11 protein-coding genes are annotated in these 17,819 nt (G+C 34.2%); all 11 read right to left on the reverse strand.

The genetic code is table 11. The annotated features are described in order from the left end of the window. Positions 1 to 88: 88 nt before the first annotated feature. Positions 89 to 514, reverse strand: coding sequence for a CBS domain-containing protein (locus DR980_RS04205; RefSeq protein WP_113634014.1), 426 nt, complete (start codon positions 512 to 514; stop codon positions 89 to 91). Positions 515 to 587: 73 nt separating this feature from the next. Next, complete coding sequence (locus tag DR980_RS04210) at positions 588 to 2,453, reverse strand: trehalase family glycosidase (protein WP_113634015.1); 1,866 nt, start codon at positions 2,451 to 2,453, stop codon at positions 588 to 590. After that, positions 2,450 to 3,664 (reverse strand): MFS transporter, encoded by a 1,215-nt coding sequence (locus tag DR980_RS04215; protein WP_113634016.1) that lies wholly within the window; start codon positions 3,662 to 3,664, stop codon positions 2,450 to 2,452. Before DR980_RS04215 ends, DR980_RS04210 begins: the two co-directional genes overlap by 4 nt. 42 nt (positions 3,665 to 3,706) lie before the next feature. Beyond that, the gene (locus tag DR980_RS04220; protein WP_113634017.1) at positions 3,707 to 4,645 is read right to left on the reverse strand and encodes a carbohydrate kinase family protein; all 939 of its coding nucleotides are present in this window, start codon (positions 4,643 to 4,645) and stop codon (positions 3,707 to 3,709) included. Next, the gene (locus tag DR980_RS04225) at positions 4,646 to 5,824 is read right to left on the reverse strand and encodes a glycoside hydrolase 100 family protein (protein WP_113634018.1); all 1,179 of its coding nucleotides are present in this window, start codon (positions 5,822 to 5,824) and stop codon (positions 4,646 to 4,648) included. Between the two features lies 1 nt (position 5,825). Then, the gene (locus tag DR980_RS04230; RefSeq protein WP_113634019.1) at positions 5,826 to 7,127 is read right to left on the reverse strand and encodes an MFS transporter; all 1,302 of its coding nucleotides are present in this window, start codon (positions 7,125 to 7,127) and stop codon (positions 5,826 to 5,828) included. 136 nt (positions 7,128 to 7,263) lie between these two features. Beyond that, positions 7,264 to 8,181 (reverse strand): hypothetical protein, encoded by a 918-nt coding sequence (locus tag DR980_RS04235; RefSeq protein WP_113634020.1) that lies wholly within the window; start codon positions 8,179 to 8,181, stop codon positions 7,264 to 7,266. Then, positions 8,181 to 9,536: a vanadium-dependent haloperoxidase gene (locus DR980_RS04240; protein WP_113634214.1), complete on the reverse strand. Its 1,356-nt coding sequence runs from the start codon at positions 9,534 to 9,536 to the stop codon at positions 8,181 to 8,183. Before DR980_RS04240 ends, DR980_RS04235 begins: the two co-directional genes overlap by 1 nt. Positions 9,537 to 9,570: 34 nt before the next feature. After that, complete coding sequence (locus DR980_RS04245) at positions 9,571 to 12,831, reverse strand: VCBS repeat-containing protein (protein WP_113634215.1); 3,261 nt, start codon at positions 12,829 to 12,831, stop codon at positions 9,571 to 9,573. After that, on the reverse strand, positions 12,824 to 16,156 hold the full coding sequence (locus tag DR980_RS04250) for a VCBS repeat-containing protein (RefSeq protein ID WP_244199253.1): 3,333 nt from the start codon (positions 16,154 to 16,156) through the stop codon (positions 12,824 to 12,826). The genes DR980_RS04245 and DR980_RS04250 overlap by 8 nt, the downstream gene beginning before the upstream one ends. Positions 16,157 to 16,299: 143 nt before the next feature. After that, a complete protein-coding gene (locus DR980_RS04255; RefSeq protein WP_113634022.1) occupies positions 16,300 to 17,814 on the reverse strand; it encodes a RagB/SusD family nutrient uptake outer membrane protein in 1,515 nt (504 codons plus the stop codon). Between the last annotated feature and the right edge of the window lie 5 nt (positions 17,815 to 17,819).

A 17,819-nucleotide genomic window follows, 5' to 3' on the forward strand; every position in this document is an offset into this window, starting at 1 on the left:
CTTTTGTATAAAAACAAGCATAATTGGATTCCAAAAAAAAAGCCGCAATAACTGCAGCTTTCTGTAAGTATCATTATTTTGATTCTTTTTATTGGGTTATATAAGAATTTAAATGTTGAATAGTATCTTTTTGCATCTCGATTATGGCTTTTACGACATCACTTATTGAGATGATTCCAATTACAATATTATTTTCTAAAACAGGAAGGTGACGAACTCTTTTGGTACTCATCAATTCCATGCAATATTCTAAATTATCTGATGGACTTACTGTAACTACATCGTTCTCCATGATTTCATGAACAAAGGCTTTCTTTGAAGATTTTGCTTTCAAAACAATTTTTCGAGCATAATCTCTTTCAGACAAAACCCCTTTAAGAACAGTATCTTCAATGATAAGAATTGCCCCGATGTTTTTTTCGCTCATCACTGTCAATGCTTCGTATACAGTGTTAGTGGAAAGTATGGAATAAACTTCCTTTCCTTTAGTGCTTAAAATTTGATTAACTGTCATAATGGACTCATTTAGTGAATTATAAAGTTAAAAAAAATATGCATTCAAACAACAAAAAACATTTTTTTAACCTCTAAAATATATCATCGGGAGAAACTAACGTTCCTAATTTCTCTTTTAATTCTTCGTTCAAAATTTGTAATCCATATTGATAGGACGCATTCACCCAACCAAAACCTTCCTTTGCGATGTAATCAAATTCAGTTCCTACATTTCCATATTCGGCAAAAACTTTATGGGAACTGATTTCTAAATCAAATTTTTCCGGAATCGTACCATTATAATCCACCGCATTTCTGGTAATTAACCACAACCATCGGTACACCATTTCTTGTGCTTTATCTAAATAATTATAGTTAATCAATCCTTCCCAAAGCAACATTTGGTGTGGCGCCCAACCAAAAGGATAATCCCATTGTCGTTGCGGCGCTTCTTCTGGAACATTTGCGATACTCGCCTTAGTACTTCCGGTTATACCACCAGTTTTTACAAATTGCGGCAAGGCTATTTCAACTAATTTTTTGGCCTGATGTTCATCACACAGCCCAGCCCACAAAGGAAAAAATGTTGTTGCAGCTTCAAACGAAAACTGCTTATGGTTCACAAAATCATAATCGAAATACATACTTGCGTCCTCGTTCCAGCACAGTTCATTCATTTTATCTTTACGGAAAAGCGCTTTTTGTTCCCATTCCTCCGAAGTATAAATGATATCACCAACTTGAAAAGCGTTCCCGAAATAGGTTTTAATTAGATAGGCAACGTCTTTTTCATACTTATAAAGAAAACTGTTCACATCCACTGAATTCAAATTGGCACACGTATTAATCAATCTGTTAGTGGTGTCGTGCCCGCTTTCTCTCATGCTTCTGTCATGAACGAAATACTCATCCAGTTCCGCATCCACAAGAGTTCGCTGTAAATATTGCTTTTCGAATTCTCGAATAGGTAAATTATATTTTTTAGCATACGGTTCTAAAACATCATCGAAATGTCCGGGCTCCACTTCAAATGGCATTCCAATTCCGTCCGCTTTGTATCGGTTTAAACCAGTTGGTGTCAATCGGTTTCCTTGAACCATCCAAACCGTGTTGTATTCCAAAATAACCGTTTCCAGATGGCTTCTTAACCACTCTAAACTTGGTGTTTTCTTTTTTGCAATTTCGACAATCAAAGAAGAATATAACGGTGGTTGGGTTCGTGTCAAGTAATAACTTCTATTCGCATTCAGAATTTTTCCGTAATGAATAATTTGGTATTTAAAATTTTCAGCAATCGCGATTGCTTTACCAATTTGACCATCAATCAGCAACCCAACGCCAATAAAATAACTGTCCCAACCATACATTTCGTTAAATCTTCCACCAGGAACTACAAAAGGAACGCCTTGCAGACTGTATATTTTTTGTTCCAAAGCCAAAGCCAGAATTCCTGGTTTTTCATTTAAAGTTTCCACATATTCCACTGAATAATTTTCCGGAAGAATTTCAACTTTAAAATTTGGCAATTCTTTTTCTAATGCCTGAAAATAAGTAACTCCTTGTTTGTCTTTGGCAGCAACATAAAGCGTTGCTACATCACTAGACGTTTTTTCGTCTTCAATAATTTGTGTCAATCCTTTTTTGTCAATGGTTCTAGTTAGTTCTCCCCAATAATCATCCCTAATTTTTCTTGAAATTCGCTGAACTGGATTCTCTTGAATGCGACTCAAATCCACTTCACCCAATGCTGAATTCGTTTCCTTAAGCTGGGCTAATTCCTGTAATAAATTGGACAAATGATACGTCCCAACAATCACTTCTTCTTGTTTCGTAGTTTCATCAACCAAAACAAATTTTTTAGGTCCATTGTCGTCTTTCGTAATTTTTTTATCCTTGTCAGTATCCTCTTGAAGCAATAGTTCCTGGAATACTTTATCTATGTTGAGTACAAATTTCATTGTTTGGCAGTTAGTTTTTTTAGAATAAAGAAAGAAACAAGCAGTAATGACATTGGAAATAAAGTATAATAAAAAGCATTTTCCGGTCCTTCGTTTTTAAATAAATAACCAATAACCCTGGAACCTAAAGTTCCGCCAAGTGCAGAGAAAACAACAATTAAACCAGTCATTGAACTATGCAGTTTTTTAGGCAAAGCACTTAAAACCACTGAATTTAAAAGTGGATAAATCGGCGCAATAAAAAGTCCTACTAATGGAAAAGCAAATCCTATCAAAGGAATATCACTAAGCGAATTGATTTCTTTGACATCTAATCCAACCGTTTTAGGAAGTACAAAAATCACAATAAGCATCGCTGCTACGATACAAAAACTAAGTACCCAAATCCAATTGACTCTTTTAGTAATTACACCTGCTACAAGTCTTCCTACAGCTAATGAAATAGCCAAAATACTTGCCATCATAATGCTTATATTCTCCGGAAGATGTAACACTTTACTATTAAAAGTTGGCAGCCAAGACATGATTCCCTGCTCAATCATTACAAACAAGAATGCACTGATTACAAAAACTATGGTTAATAGTTTTGCAAATAATTTGAACATTTGTTTAAAGTCATCTACTAAATCAACACCCGGAATTTCGGTTTGATTTTCGAATTTGGTAAAAAATAAAAAACCAAAAGAGACTAAAGAAATCGCAGCCAGTAACCAATATACGTTCAACCAAGCATCTGGATTCGCATCAGAATTAAAAGCCGGGAACAAGAAATACGCTAATGCAATTCCTATCATAAACACACCTTCAATACTACTCATCAAACTATTGTGTTCCTGCTGATTCTCTGTTATGGTTCCAATAAGGGAATACACGGATACTTTTATCAATGCAAAAGAAACACCAACGGTAGCAAAAAGTAATTTTGCCGTTCCAAAAGAATTCCCAAAATACATACTAATACAAGCTACAGAAACCAGAGCTAAACCAATAAGCATGGCTCTCTTGTATCCTATTCTTGGTAAAAAAGAAGCGATTAAAAAGGAAACTATGGCGATGGGTAAATCCTTGAAAGCCTCTAAAACGCTTGCTTGCAATTCATCCACACCGTAATTTTTTTGTGCCTTTAATATCACAATTCCTACGCTGTTCAGCAGAATCGCAAATACAAAGTAATTGAGATACATTGCAATTTTAACCGTACTTTTTTTCATCTTTTACCTATTATTTGAGTTGAATTATTACTTAAATTTAAATTATAAATCGGTATTTAAATATTCCTGAATATCTATTCCTTCTGGCAATCTGCCTACATTCTGAAGTTTTAAAACTGCCAGTTTCTGTGCAATAGTTATCGTTTCTTCAAAGTTTTTATTCAACAATTGAGCATATAAAAAACCCGTCCAAAAAGCGTCTCCTGCTCCTGTTGTATCTTTAATATCTTCTACCGGCAAGGCTTTTTGATGAAACATTCCAGAGTCAATATTGGACAACACTACGCCATCTTTCCCTTTTGTCAAACAAATAGTTGAAGCGCCTAAATCATGAAAATAGTCAAAAATAAAATCTTCTGTTTTTGCTTCCGCGAAAAGGCGGTAACAATCATCCTCGCTTAATTTCACCAAGGGATTTGTTGATAAATAATCCTTCAAAACCTGTTTCGCCTCTTCCCGATCAGGCCAAATTCTTTCCGAAAAATTAATATCAATACTCGTTTGCAATCCTAATGATTTCGCTCGTTTGGCACTTTCCACAATAGTTGTCCGAGCTGGATTTTTGCTTAAAGCAAAACAAGTCGTATGGAAAATTTTGGCACTTTCCAGTAAATCATTCGGTATTTGACTTTGCTCAATCTGACAATCTGCTTCTCTATACGGAATAAAATCAGGCGTACTAGTCGATTTTGAAACAAATATTACGGAAGTCGGATGAGTGTCTGATTTTCTAATATGAGATGTAATTACATGATTCGATTTTAACTTTCGAACAATATATTCGCCTAATCCATCTTCTCCACAGGTGGCTACTAATACTGATTTAAGTCCCATACGCGTCGCATTTACAGCAACATTTGTTGGTGAACCTCCCAAAAAACGATGGTAATCTTTGGTTCTATTTATAGACGTATTCATTTCATGACCAATAAAATCAATCAAAACTTCGCCTGCACATAGTATGTCTATTGTCTTTTCCAATTAAACTAAAAATTTAAAATTTGTATGTAAACTTTGGTGCAATAGCACCGTTGCAGCACCGCTCCAAGCACAAAAAGGAACACCATTTGGGGCTTTGGTTTCACTATTGAAATTTTCGTAGAAACTGAAATTTTCAATGGCGTTCACTTCATTTATAGCTATTAAGAGCTCCTTTGCTTCCTTGTTTTTTCCTTTCGAAAGCAAAGCCAATCCATAAAATCCATTGACCATTGACCAACTTCCACCGTTATGAAACTCATTCGGATAATTCCTAAACTCGTATTTGCAATTGTTTTTCAGCAAATTCCAGTCTAAATCAGTTTCTTTTATTGGTGGCCAAAAAGCCGGCAGCAACTGTAATTTCATTTCGTTTTTAAGCGCAATTGAATATTCTAAAATTGTATTTTGAAAACTTTCGGAACCAATATTTAAATACAAAGCCAACGAATTTGCAAAAGCATCAAACTGTGTTTTATAACCCGCTGGCGAAAAAGAACACGGCATGTATTCTTGAAAATTCAATTCATTGTACGCTCTTTCGTGGTATTTCTCTCCAACTGAATTTGGCGTGAAATTAATTTCAAGTTGCTTTGTTATTGCAACAATTTTGGCAGTAATTAAATCGTCATGTGCAAAATGGTTGTAACTTTTCAAAGCCCAAATTCGGAGTAATTGATCATACAAAACGTAACCATCAGTGATGTATTCATCCGCCCAATTTCCTGATAATGGAACATATAAAAGCCCTTTGTTGTTAAACTCCCAAGCCTCCAAAAGCGCAAAACACTTTTCAATTTCAGTATCGTATTTTGCCACAAAGGTGATGTCTTTTGTACAATACGCATATTGACAAATCCCGATTACAAACCAAGTCACCGCATCTACTCTTCCTGCCAATCCGCCATAACTAACCTCAACTTTATCTCCATGTGTCATTACATTCGATGGAATAGTCCCGTTTTTATGTTGATTACTAGCTAATGTTTCTAATGTCTTGCGGAATGTTTCGATTAGTTTTTCATCTCCCGAAGCCAAAGCCGCCAATCCACAAATCACACCATCCCGAGCCCAGACTCTTTTATAGTTAGAAATGTTTTGGGCACTAGCTAAAAATCCTTCTGAAGAAGATACTTTCTCAAGCAACTCAATTGCTTTTGTATAATTTAAATCACTGTTCATATTATTCTATTGAAGCTTTTTTAGTTTTAATTAAAAGGGTACAAAAAGCACTCATTAGCAACAGAACACCTGCAAAAGTAATTGCTTGACGAGGATCATTATCTAAAAAGTTTTTTAAAATGTAACCAAACGATAGGTTTTGAATTATCATCGGAATAACAATCATCATATTTATAATACCCATGTAAACTCCATAACGCTCTTTTGGAACAACAGCAACAACCATCAAATACGGAATTCCCATCATGCTTGCCCAAGCAATTCCGTATCCAATAATCACAGCAAAAAATACGTATTGGTTTTGGACTATTGGAAACCACAAAAAAGAAACGGCTCCAAATAACAAGCACACAAAATGAATCATTTTAGCACCATGCTTCTTGGCTAATTTTGCCAAATAAAAAGCAATTGAAAATGTAACTATAAATCCAAAAGCACCAATTAATCCGTTCCATTCAACTGCTTTTTCATACCCCATCACGTTCTTTGGGGTTACATTCCAAACGGATAAGGCAATACTTTTTGAATTGTTTTGCCAATAGCACATCATGGCATACCACTGAAAAAGATATACTAGAAACAGTTGCCACATCACTGTAGGCATTTCTAAAACGGCCTGGTAAATATCAATAAAGGGCGAAAAAATCTTTAAGGGTTCTGCTTTTAAAATGGCAATTTCTTCTGCTGTTGGCGGGATTTCTTTCGTTTTGCTCATACTCCACCATATAGAAGAGATCGAAAGGATTGCACCTAAAAAGAAGGAAGCGTAAATCCATGTGGGTAACGACCCAGTATAACCAACAAAAACAATTGGAAACAGAAAAAGGGAAATATAAGCGAGAAACTGCCCGAAACCAGTAAAGAAACTCTGTGCCTGAAAACCTGTTGGTTGCTGCTCTTCGTCTAATGTATCCGCAATAAAAGCGCGATACGGTTCCATTGCAGTATTGTTTCCAATATCTAAAATCCAAAGTAAACCAGCGGCCATCCATAAAGAACTGCTAAATGGGAATAGAAATAAAGCGATACTACAAATTATGGCTCCAATAAAAAAGTAGGGTTTGCGTCTTCCCCATCTTGGATGCCAAGTTTTATCACTCATCGCACCAATAATAGGTTGAATCAATAAGCCGGTTAAAGGTCCCGCAAGATTTAGTATAGGAATTTGATCTGGACTTGCATGTAAAAAATCATAAATAGGATTTACGGCACTTTGTTGTAAACCAAAACTGTACTGTATTCCAAAAAAACCAACATTCATATTGATTATCTGCCAAAAGCTCAATTTTACTTTTAAATTCATTCTAGGTGGTTAATTTGTTAATTTTTTCTAAATTTAATTTTAATATTGCCAATTAAAAACAGAATAAAAACAAAAACGTTTTCGGAAGACCCGAAAACGTTTTCGATAAATTTAAATTACCTAAATAATCTGCTCTTTATTTAGAAGCAAATGGAATAATTATTTTAGTTTCCCATTGCAGCTCTTCTCCCCCATTGAAAGGATTTGACAGGAAATGTTCCAGTACTTTATTTTCCAATTTAAGATTGTTCTTTTTTGCATAATCAAACAACGAAAACCAAGCTCTGTCCGAAGTTCTGAAATTGCCGTAATAAGTAGCTTTTAATCCTTTAACAACAGGCAGGGTTTTGAATTTAACAACATCATTTACAATATTGTTTGTAGGTTTTTCAACTGGAAAACAATAATTAAAATCTATTGTCTCTTTATCAAGATCCCATTTTACAATTTCTAAGTAGGGTCTTCCTATTATTTTTATTTGATTTTCAAAGAGAAAACCAGTAATAAGAGCGTCATTAGCAATCATATATCGTGCTTTTTCCTGTAAAACACTTTTCAAATTAATATAAGCCACAAATGTTTCTTCTGACACACCTTCTCCATCAATTCTGACTTTAAAATTTTTCAAGTGTTCGCTCAAACCTTTCTTAAAATCAGTTATTTTTTTGATTTGTTCTTGCTTGAATTCAGTATTAAAAAATGGCGCTGTCAGTTTATTATACCAACTATGATTCAAATCCTTGATACCAACATTCACTTTTGTAACCGAATCATTGATAGAAGTAATGTCCCAAGTGTAGTGCATTTTAACCTCTTTTTTGGTCATTTCTTGTTTAATAAAGTCAAAATTTCTTTTTTCTAAAATCACATACTTTTCAGAATCCTTTAAACCCTGAGCATTTGACCACTCCTGAATTCCTTGAAAAACAGTTCCTGTAGCTGCATTTACTTTGAACGAAATACTGTAATCAGTCTTCTTTATGAATAAATACCAAATTAAAAACAAGGATAAAAAAGCACTACAAGCTATTATAATTTTTTTACTGACTGTCATTATTTTTTAATCATCTTTAATGTGTTATTGATGTAATCTCCGATATTATTGCCTTGCGCAACACCATTCTCAATAGCGGCTCTATAATGAATTCCTCCGTAAAGCCTGCTTATTGAAGCCTCTGCAGCTGCTTGTTTAAATGATTTAAAAGGTCTTTTAGGCAACCCAAAAGAAACTTCTGAGTCATCGATATAACTAAAATTATCTCCAAAAATAGAGGTTAGAATAATTGCCGAACACGAAGAAACAACAGAATGTCCACTTACATATTCCGGAAAAGGAGGCGTTTGTAATTGTGGTCTCCAGTTTTCATCTATGTTTTGATTTATATACGTTTCAGGACGCACAACATTACTTCTATATTTTTCTTCCCAGCAACTAATGAAACTTTCAAAAATTCCAATTGATGTTATAGTATACGCAAAAACAGTAGTTTCAAAATCTGATTTCGATTTTTTTAAAGCAATTTTAGTAATGTTAATCCAATGCGCATCAGGTGTATTTTTCTTCTTTGCAAACATCATGTGTCCTTGTATGACTGTAGCATAGGGATTACAATCCCAAAAGGAAGCAATAGCCGATTCTTCAGGAATTGGTTTGCCTGGATTTTTCTCTACTTCTATTAATTTTTCAGAAATCAAATTTCCTACATCATATGTTTCTTTGGCCTCTTTGTAAAAAGCAGAGTTTTTATCCGTGGAAAACGGATAAGCTGGAATAGGCCTGAATTGTGAAGCCGAATCCATAACTAAAGTTCTTATTTCGCCCCAATGTGGTTCCACACCATCCATGTAAGATGGCGGAGTTGGCTGCCATCTGCCCGGTTGATCTGCATAAACTGAAAATTTAGAAGAAGTTCGCGTTTCTTTATAATTATCTTTACCCATCCACATTTTGATTCTGTCTACCACTTTCAAGGCATATTCTTTAGACACATCAAATTCTTTTTGATTTTCAGAACCCCATTTTTTATATAAACTATCTCGATATTTTTCTAATGCTACTTCAGAAAAAATGAGTTGTTTACTCACTTCAATATGGGCAATAATTGCTGCTAAATTTTTATTTACGCCACTTTTAGGATCTAGTTTAGGAATAGAATCTAACCCTTTTAACTGCCCTTGTAAACTTTCATATTTAGTGTTGTTTTGAGCCATAATCTCATAAGCGGCAACATTAGGATAAACATAAATTCTGCTGGCAACCGGAGGCGAAAATATATCATGGACCATAATTCCTGTTACAGTATCAACTGCCGCACAGAAATCATCTGTTGTTACTTTAATAGGAGTGTCTTTTTTACATGAAGTTAAAAAAAGCATCACAAGTCCTAAAAGATAAATTTTAGAGTTCATGTTATTGGGTTTAATTATTTTTTTTATCATTAAATTATTTCTTAGCTGAAGGCAGTTCATACAATTCAGCTTTTTTATTATTGATGGTAATCAACATATATTTCTTTCCATTGAAATTGATTATATCCAAATGTCTAACTGCCTTTTGAGTCAAGTTGATTCCTATTTGATTACCTAAAAATATGGTTTTCTCATTTTTGATTAAAGCACCTGAAAAACCATCAAATCTACTGTGATATGGTGAAACCCCAAAGTAATTTCCGGCTACAAAAACTTCCTCTTTAGCATCTGAATCAAAATTAGATTTCAGAAAACTAGTGATTGGAGCCACTTGCATTTTATTCGAAAAAGGAACAAAAGTAAATTTCCCTTTATCGTTTCTTAAGTAACCAGATTTCAAATTATGAACTTCGAATAACTTTCCTTTCTCCAGCATTTTTGGATCAAAAACTTCTTCAAGTGTTTTTCCTGCGAACGATTTATAACTATTGAATTTCTTTTTTAGCATTCCGCTGAATTGTTCCGCTAATTCGTCCAGCCCTAATGTTGTGTAATATTTTGCATTTTTTTCAATTGCCACGATAGTTTCAAAAGATCCGTTAGCATCAAAATCATCATAATACATTTTCATCGGAAAATCCTGTGAAGCTTTAAATTTAGAATTCATTCCCCAGTTTCCTACCAAATAATCTTCGTCACCATCCTGATCAATGTCAAACGAAAGTACTGACTGCCATAATCCATTGCTTTTTTCTGGAAAAACGGTTGCTGTTACATCAGTGAATTTACCGTTTTTATTAGCGAAAAAAGTAGGTTTCATCCATTCACCAACAACAATTAAATCTGTTTTTCCATCTTTGTTGAAATCAGTGAAAACAGCATCGGTAACCATTCCTATTTTCTCAAAAGTTTTATTTTGAACAATAGTAAATACTCCTTTATTGTTGTTCAACAAATAACAATCCGGCATGCTTCCAAATCTATTATTGATTGAATTATTGCCCACAAAAATATCTAAATCTCCGTCTTTATCATAATCAAAAGCCTTTACAACTGATGCATTTTGAGTCAGCTTAGGCAAAACTGTATTTAGAAACTGATTGTCTTTATTTAAATACAAACGGTCTTGCAAATTAGATGCGTTTTCACCTCCACCGGAAGCAACATAAATGTCGTTCGTTTTATCATTATTAAAATCGCCTATGGCAACGGAAGCATCTTCAAAAATAGAGTCTTTTTCGATTACAGAAAATCCTTTTTTAGAAAACCCGGTAGCATTTTGAAAATAAATCGCTGCTTTTTTACCTTTGGAACCACCAAAGAAAATATCTTCTTTACCATCGCCATTCAAATCCCCAACTGTAGTTGCAGAGCCACGATCAGAACGTTGGTATGGAATCAGTTTTTGTGATAAAATATCTATAAAATCGTTTTCCTGATGCACAAAGTCAATTCCCAAACCAGCTTCTACTTTTTTGAAAATTGGCAAAACACTTGGATGCAATTTTTTATAATCAAAAGCTTTTCTGTTCTGATTGGCTTTTATGGTAAGTGTTTGACACGTTTTAACATTCTTTATTGTTTGATACGTTTTATCTGGCCAAATCACCACTAACGAATCTATTTTAGTTGTTTTTCCATAACCAAAATGAATTATTGGTTCTGATGATGACTGAAATCCTCTAGTGGTTTGCAGTTCCTTAAATTGTTTTTTTCCTTTGGAATACGAAATTACTTTGGCTCCTATCCCAAACGTGTTTTTTCCTGTAAATCGCAGTTTTAATTTTAAATAGTTTGATTTGGTATCCGTTTTATTGATATAAACGGATGCAATTGCGTTGGTATTATTGGTAATTACATCTAGATCTCCATCATTGTCAATATCCGCATAACCACTACCATTTGAAATTATAGAGTCGTTTTCTATCCAATCACTTGAACGGTTTTTAAACTGCAAATCAGCTGCACCTTGAAAAACATAATTGGTCACATTTCCCTTTGGCATTCGCTTCAACGCTTCTTTATCCAATAACTTCGTCGTGCTGATTTTGCTTTTTATTTGATCGTTTGAATAGTATTTCACGTAATCTAAATCGTTAGGACGCTTTGGAATTCCGTTACTTACAAAAATATCCTGCTCTCCATCTTGATCATAATCCCCAAATAAAGTACTCCAACTCCAATCAGTTGCCGCAACACCGCTCAACAAAGCCGTTTCAGTGAAACCGCCACCTGCTTGATTTAACTGCAACGTATTTCTGGAGTATTGATAATGATAGCCTAGTTTTTCGGTTCTCATTTTCAACATTTGTACATTATCATCCCCTAAAGACGATTTCAAAACTTTCTCATCTTCGGGCAACATATCTAAACTTAAAATATCGGGAAAACCGTCATGATTTACATCTGCAACATCAACCCCCATTGAAAAACGACTGGTGTGACCAAAATACTGTTTCAAACTTTCAGTAAAAGTTCCGTCACCATTATTTAAATAGTAATAATCATCTTCATGAAAATCATTCCCCACATAAATATCCGGATAACCATCTAAATTAAAATCAGAAACTGCTAATCCCAAACCATAGCCATTAGCACCGCCAAAAATTCCTGCCTGTTCACTAACATCTACAAATTTTCCATTATCATTTCGGAATAATTTATCGCCACATTCGTAGCTTCTTTTATTTCGAACAGCTGCATTTCCAAAAGATGATTCAGAATGTACGGCGTGATTCAATAAATACATGTCTAAATCTCCATCTAAATCATAATCAAAAAATGCTGCCGAAGAGCTGTAATTATCTAAATCCAATCCGTATTCAGCCGCGCTTTCAGTAAACGTGTTGTCTTTATTATTGATAAACAACTCATTTTGACCTTCAAAACCATTAATCCCAACTACCGCACAAACATAAATATCAAGATATCCATCTCCATTTACATCAGCCATAACGGTTCCCGCGTTCCAATCACTTTGACTTTCAACTCCAGCTTTTGCTGAAATATCCTCAAATTTATTTTTTCCTTTATTTAAGTACAATTTATTTTTTCCCTGATTTGAAGTAAAATAAATATCTACCAAACCATCATTATTGATGTCACCAAGAGCTACTCCTCCGCCATTATAATAATAGAGATAATCTAAAATAGAGATATTTTTGGACTCAACTAATTCGTTATTGAAAGTGATATTGCTTTCGTCAGAAGACAATTTTTCAAACAATTGTCCTTCCTTTTTGGAACAACCCATAAACAGCAATGAAGCCAGTCCTATTCTGAAAAAATTATTCATTACGTCTAAATATTTTTGGAGTATTATCATTTACAACAGCTATAATTGAAACTGTTTTGTTTTTATCTTTTACTATTTTCACCTGTTTTACTTCCCCTTTTATGAAGAAACCGGATTGATTGTAAGGCAACCAGGAAAAAGTTCCGTTTTTACTTCCTAAAAGTACACTGCCGTAATTAGCATCCAGTCGGGAGAATTGTGGTTTGAATTCGTATTGATTTCCGCCCAATATTAAATCCAAAATTCCATCATTATTAACATCCATTGTAGTAATGGTATTCACACATGAAAACTGAACTTCTTTTGGAAGTGCTTTTACCTCAAACTTGCCATTTCCTTTGTTGATTGCAATAACACTTTCTTGAATATTTACTGTCTTCTGGATTGAATTATCGACTACTTCTTTAGCAAATAATTCCTGAAATGTTTTCTTAGAATAATCCGCATAACTCAAATTTTTCTTCTTAATTGAAGGGATTTGCTTGGCTAATTCTTGTTTTAGATTTATGGGTAAATCTTTGCCTTCAATAGAACGGGTTGCGATTTGTTCAATAGTTCCATTATTATCAAAATCATTGGTAAACAATTTCATTGGATTTGCACTCGTTGCTTTGTAGTTCGTATTTGTCCCTTTATTTCCCAGAATCAAATCTTTTTTGCCGTCATTGTTCAAGTCAACACAACTTACAGCATTCCAAAAACCTAGATAACCCGAAAGATTCGATTTAAATTCTACTAATCGGCGTCCATTATTTTTGAAAATCATTGGAGCTGTCCAATCCCCAACTAAAATTAAATCTTTTTTGGAATCATTATCAATATCTTCCCAAATTGCATCGGTTATCATTCCAACCGAGTTAATTTTGAATGCTTTTTTATCCGTTACGTTAGTAAAATTTCCTTTGCCGTCATTTTCCAATAACAAATGTTTAGGATCAATTCCATAAACACCCGGAACGCTTCGGCTTCCTATAAACACATCAATATCACCATCATTATCGAAATCATTTGGTGCTATTACCGAGACGTTGTTTTTGGTTGTTGGCATATTGGTTTTGCTTTTCACAAAAACTCCTTTTCCGTTATTCAAATACAGACGGTTTTTATAATTCGCCTGATCCGCTTTTTCATTTCCACCAGAACCCACCAATAAATCGATGTCTCCATCATTATCAGCATCAAAAAAACTGGCCGCAGTATCTTCAAAAATAGCATCTGCATCTAAATCCTTCTGATCAGTAACTGAATAATTACCATTCCCTTTATTTAAATATATTTTACCGGCTTGCCCTTTGGCTCCGCCAATAAAAACATCCTCATTCCCATCACCGTTAATATCAGCAACTGCTAATGACGGCCCTTCTTGAGAAAGCATTTTAGAAATTAAACCTTCATGATCAAAATCGACATAATTATTTTCTTTGTGTGCTAAAAATTGATTTTTCTTTTCAGTAAATAATGGTTTTGACTTGACAATTTTTGGAACGTAATCTACTTTAGCATTGGTAATATCCAAATTTAAAGTGCTATTATTGGCTATTTTCTTAATCGTTTGAAATTTACCATTTGGCCAAATTACTTGTAATGAATCAATTTTTTTGGTTCCAATTCCAAAAGTCATCACATAATCAATTGATGATTGAAAACCTCTGGAAGGAATTAATTCTTGTCTCAAAATTTCTTTACCCGAGAATAATTCGACAACACTTCCAACAGCAAACTTATTTTGCCCTTCGCCTTTCAACTTTACTTTTATATAATGATTGTTTTTGTTTTTTTGCGAGTTATTGCGATAGATAAACGATTCCATGTTGACATTATTGACAATCAAATCTAAATCGCCGTCATTATCTAAATCGCCATAAGCTGCTCCATTAGAAAAACTTGGAGTATCTAATCCCCACTTTATGGCCTCATTACTAAAGGTCAGATTTTTATTATTCTTGAAGGCGTAATTAGGTATTGGTGTACTTGGCATTTTACTGATAATGGTTTGTATTTCTTCTTTTTTACCAGTAACAACCATTTTCTGCATAAATTCATTGGCAAAAAAATCAACAAAATCCTGATTGGTTAAATCGTTAAAAATTCCGTTACAAACATAGATATCTTTGTAACCATCATTGTCCATATCAAATAATAAAGCACCCCAACTCCAGTCAGTTTTAGCAACGCCGGCATGATTCGCTATTTCAAGAAATTGATTATTGCCATTATTTATTTGCAGCGTATTCTGCATATATTGTGTATAAAAATCCAGATTTACTTTTCTTGTAAATAAATCATAGTTTTCAAAATTTGTAGTCGTTTTTAAGCGTTCGTCCGGTTCCGGTAACATATCTGTTACAAAAATATCGGCTTTCCCGTCATTGTTCACATCTGCCATATCAGCTCCCATTGAAGATTGGCTGATGTGTGATGTCCATCCCTGAATTTGTTCGGTAAAGGTTCCGTTTTTATTATTTATGTATAAATAATCTCTTTCATAAAAATCATTCGAAATGTAAATATCTGGATATAAATCCCCGTTTACATCTCCCACGGTAACTCCAAGACCAAAGCCTATCAGACTTCCATAAATACCTGATTTTTCACTTACATCTACAAATTTTCCATTATCATTACGCAAAAGTTTATCTCCTCCACCTTTCAGAATTTCGGCTACATCCCAATCTTTATCTCTTAAATCTCTTTTATTGGAATAATTAAGACTGCTTACCGGAATAAAACTGTTGTTCAGAATATAGACATCTAAATCTCCATCTTTATCATAATCAAAGAAAGCTGCGTGAGTTGTAATTCCTGTATCGGCCAGATTATATTCAGCTGCTTTTTCAGTAAAAGTATTATTGCCGTTATTGATGAAAAGCTCATTTTTTTGTTGGTCGCCCAAACTATTTCCTGCATTACAAACATAAATATCGAGTAAACCATCCGCATTTAAATCAACCATTACTACGCCAGTTGACCAAGTTTTAGTTCCTTGAACACCTGCTTTTTTAGAAATATCCTCAAATTTAAAATTCCCTTTATTTAAGTAGAGTTTGTTGGTTCCGAGATTAGAAGTAAAATAAACATCCGAAAGACCATCATTATTAATGTCTCCAATAGCTACACCACCACCATTGTAAAAATTTCGGTACTTGAATATATTCATATCCGCACCATTTTTCACTTCATTGATAAAATCAATTCCAGTTTGGGAAGCATCTAATTTGGAAAACAAAGCGTCTTTATTCTCTGAATTTTCTTTGGAACAATTGGAAAAAAACAGAATAATTAGGGGTAATAAGACAAAACGATTTGACATATTATATTGAGGCATTTTAGTTAGGTAATTGCTTGTTTAGAATTGCCTAATTTATATAATATTGATATAAAAAAAGAATAAAATAGATATAAAATAAAGAGGGTAATAAATACCCTCTTTATAACTAACTCAAAAAACAATTAATAGTAAACAAATCTTTAATAACCAGGGTTTTGTGTCAAATTCGCATTAAATAATGCATCCGCTGGAATTGGGAACAAAATATATTTAGCATCTGAAACATAAGGCTTCAATTCTCTTGCTTCCAAGAATTTACCAAAACGAATCATATCATTTCTTCTCCATCCTTCTAACCATAATTCTTTTCCTCTCTCTAAATATACTCCGTCTAAAGTTGCTGCTGATGCTGCTTGACCTGATCTAGCAGCGATGTCAGTCATAATAGTTCCAACACTTCCTGTACCTCCTCTTAAGATTGCTTCTGCCTTCATTAACAAAGCATCCGAATATCTCATGAATACATAATCATTATCCGGGGTATTCACATTAGCCGCATCTGGAATGTATTTTTGCATTCTGATACCAGCTGTCTCCAAAGTAGCTCCGCTTGTAATTAAAGTTACTGCCGGAGTAAAAAATAATGGATTCCCTCTTCTGTCATTCAAAGCAACTGTTCCTCCAGGTTTGTACATTTGGCCAACTTGTAATCCAACAGGATTACCGAAAGCAGTGATGATTGCCGGATCAGCATTTTTGATACGTCTGTCATTTGGATTAAACTTGTTGTAGTACTCTGCAACAGTAGAGAAACCATTCCATCCATCAGGAGTTTGGTTGTAGTGCATTGACATTCTCCAATGGTATTGAATTCCTCCACCTGCTCCACCTCTTACGTTCTTAGCCGAAAACAAGATTTCTGGTGAAGTATTATTTGCAGGTTTAAAGTTATCCCAGTAATCAGTAGCTAAACTACTGCTAATAGCATTCACATGTTCAACAACCTTAGTCATATCAGCAGCAGCAAAAGTATATGGACCTGCCGCCGCAGAGGCAGTAAACACTCCTTTATTCAAATACAATTTAGCTAATAAAAAATGTGCTGCATCTTTGTTTGCAATACTTGCATCATTTGCAGTTCTTGCAGGTAATTGAGAGACAACAGCCTCTAGTTCACTAATTACAAAATCAGTAGCCTCAGTTCTAGTCCATACTTTTGGATCATCTGTCAACTTAGAACCTGCTTCTCTGTAAGGAACTTGCCCAAATAAATCAATTACGTTATAATAGTAAAAAGCTCTTAAAAAACGCGCCTGTGTTACTTCAGAACCCGTACCGTTTTCTACTACTAAACTACAATTGTATGCATTTGATAACAAAGCATTCCATGCATTTCTAACCTCATTATGATCTGGTGCCCACGTATGCACGTGAATTTGTCTCCAAGTAGCATTATCATCCCAGTCACCACCACGAGTTGGCCCCACTAAAGCATCAGTTGACATTTCATCCAAAGCAAACATTTGCCCTTGAGTTTCAAAACCTCGTAATCCTTCATAAGATGACTGCAATATAGCAGCAGTATTAATAGCACCACCTTCTTCTGCACTATTAACATAACCATCTAATACTTCTTCATCTAAATTAGTACAACCTACGCCTAAAGCTATAGTCCCTACAAAAAAGATGCTTTTTATAATATTTATTCTTTTCATTGTTC

It is taken from the genome of Flavobacterium psychrolimnae (genome assembly GCF_003312425.1).
Taxonomy (GTDB): Bacteria; Bacteroidota; Bacteroidia; order Flavobacteriales; family Flavobacteriaceae; genus Flavobacterium; species Flavobacterium psychrolimnae.

Excerpts from the sequence above, each read along its gene's own strand:
- DR980_RS04205 (WP_113634014.1), bottom strand. The coding sequence starts at position 514 with ATGACAGTTAATCAAATTTTAAGCACTAAAGGAAAGGAAGTTTATTCC.
- DR980_RS04210 (WP_113634015.1), bottom strand. The coding sequence starts at position 2,453 with ATGAAATTTGTACTCAACATAGATAAAGTATTCCAGGAACTATTGCTT.
- DR980_RS04215 (WP_113634016.1), bottom strand. The coding sequence starts at position 3,664 with ATGAAAAAAAGTACGGTTAAAATTGCAATGTATCTCAATTACTTTGTA.
- DR980_RS04225 (WP_113634018.1), bottom strand. The coding sequence starts at position 5,824 with ATGAACAGTGATTTAAATTATACAAAAGCAATTGAGTTGCTTGAGAAA.
- DR980_RS04230 (WP_113634019.1), bottom strand. The coding sequence starts at position 7,127 with ATGAATTTAAAAGTAAAATTGAGCTTTTGGCAGATAATCAATATGAAT.
- DR980_RS04235 (WP_113634020.1), bottom strand. The coding sequence starts at position 8,181 with ATGACAGTCAGTAAAAAAATTATAATAGCTTGTAGTGCTTTTTTATCC.
- DR980_RS04240 (WP_113634214.1), bottom strand. The coding sequence starts at position 9,536 with ATGAACTCTAAAATTTATCTTTTAGGACTTGTGATGCTTTTTTTAACT.
- DR980_RS04245 (WP_113634215.1), bottom strand. The coding sequence starts at position 12,831 with ATGAATAATTTTTTCAGAATAGGACTGGCTTCATTGCTGTTTATGGGT.
- DR980_RS04250 (WP_244199253.1), bottom strand. The coding sequence starts at position 16,156 with ATGCCTCAATATAATATGTCAAATCGTTTTGTCTTATTACCCCTAATT.
- DR980_RS04255 (WP_113634022.1), bottom strand. The coding sequence starts at position 17,814 with ATGAAAAGAATAAATATTATAAAAAGCATCTTTTTTGTAGGGACTATA.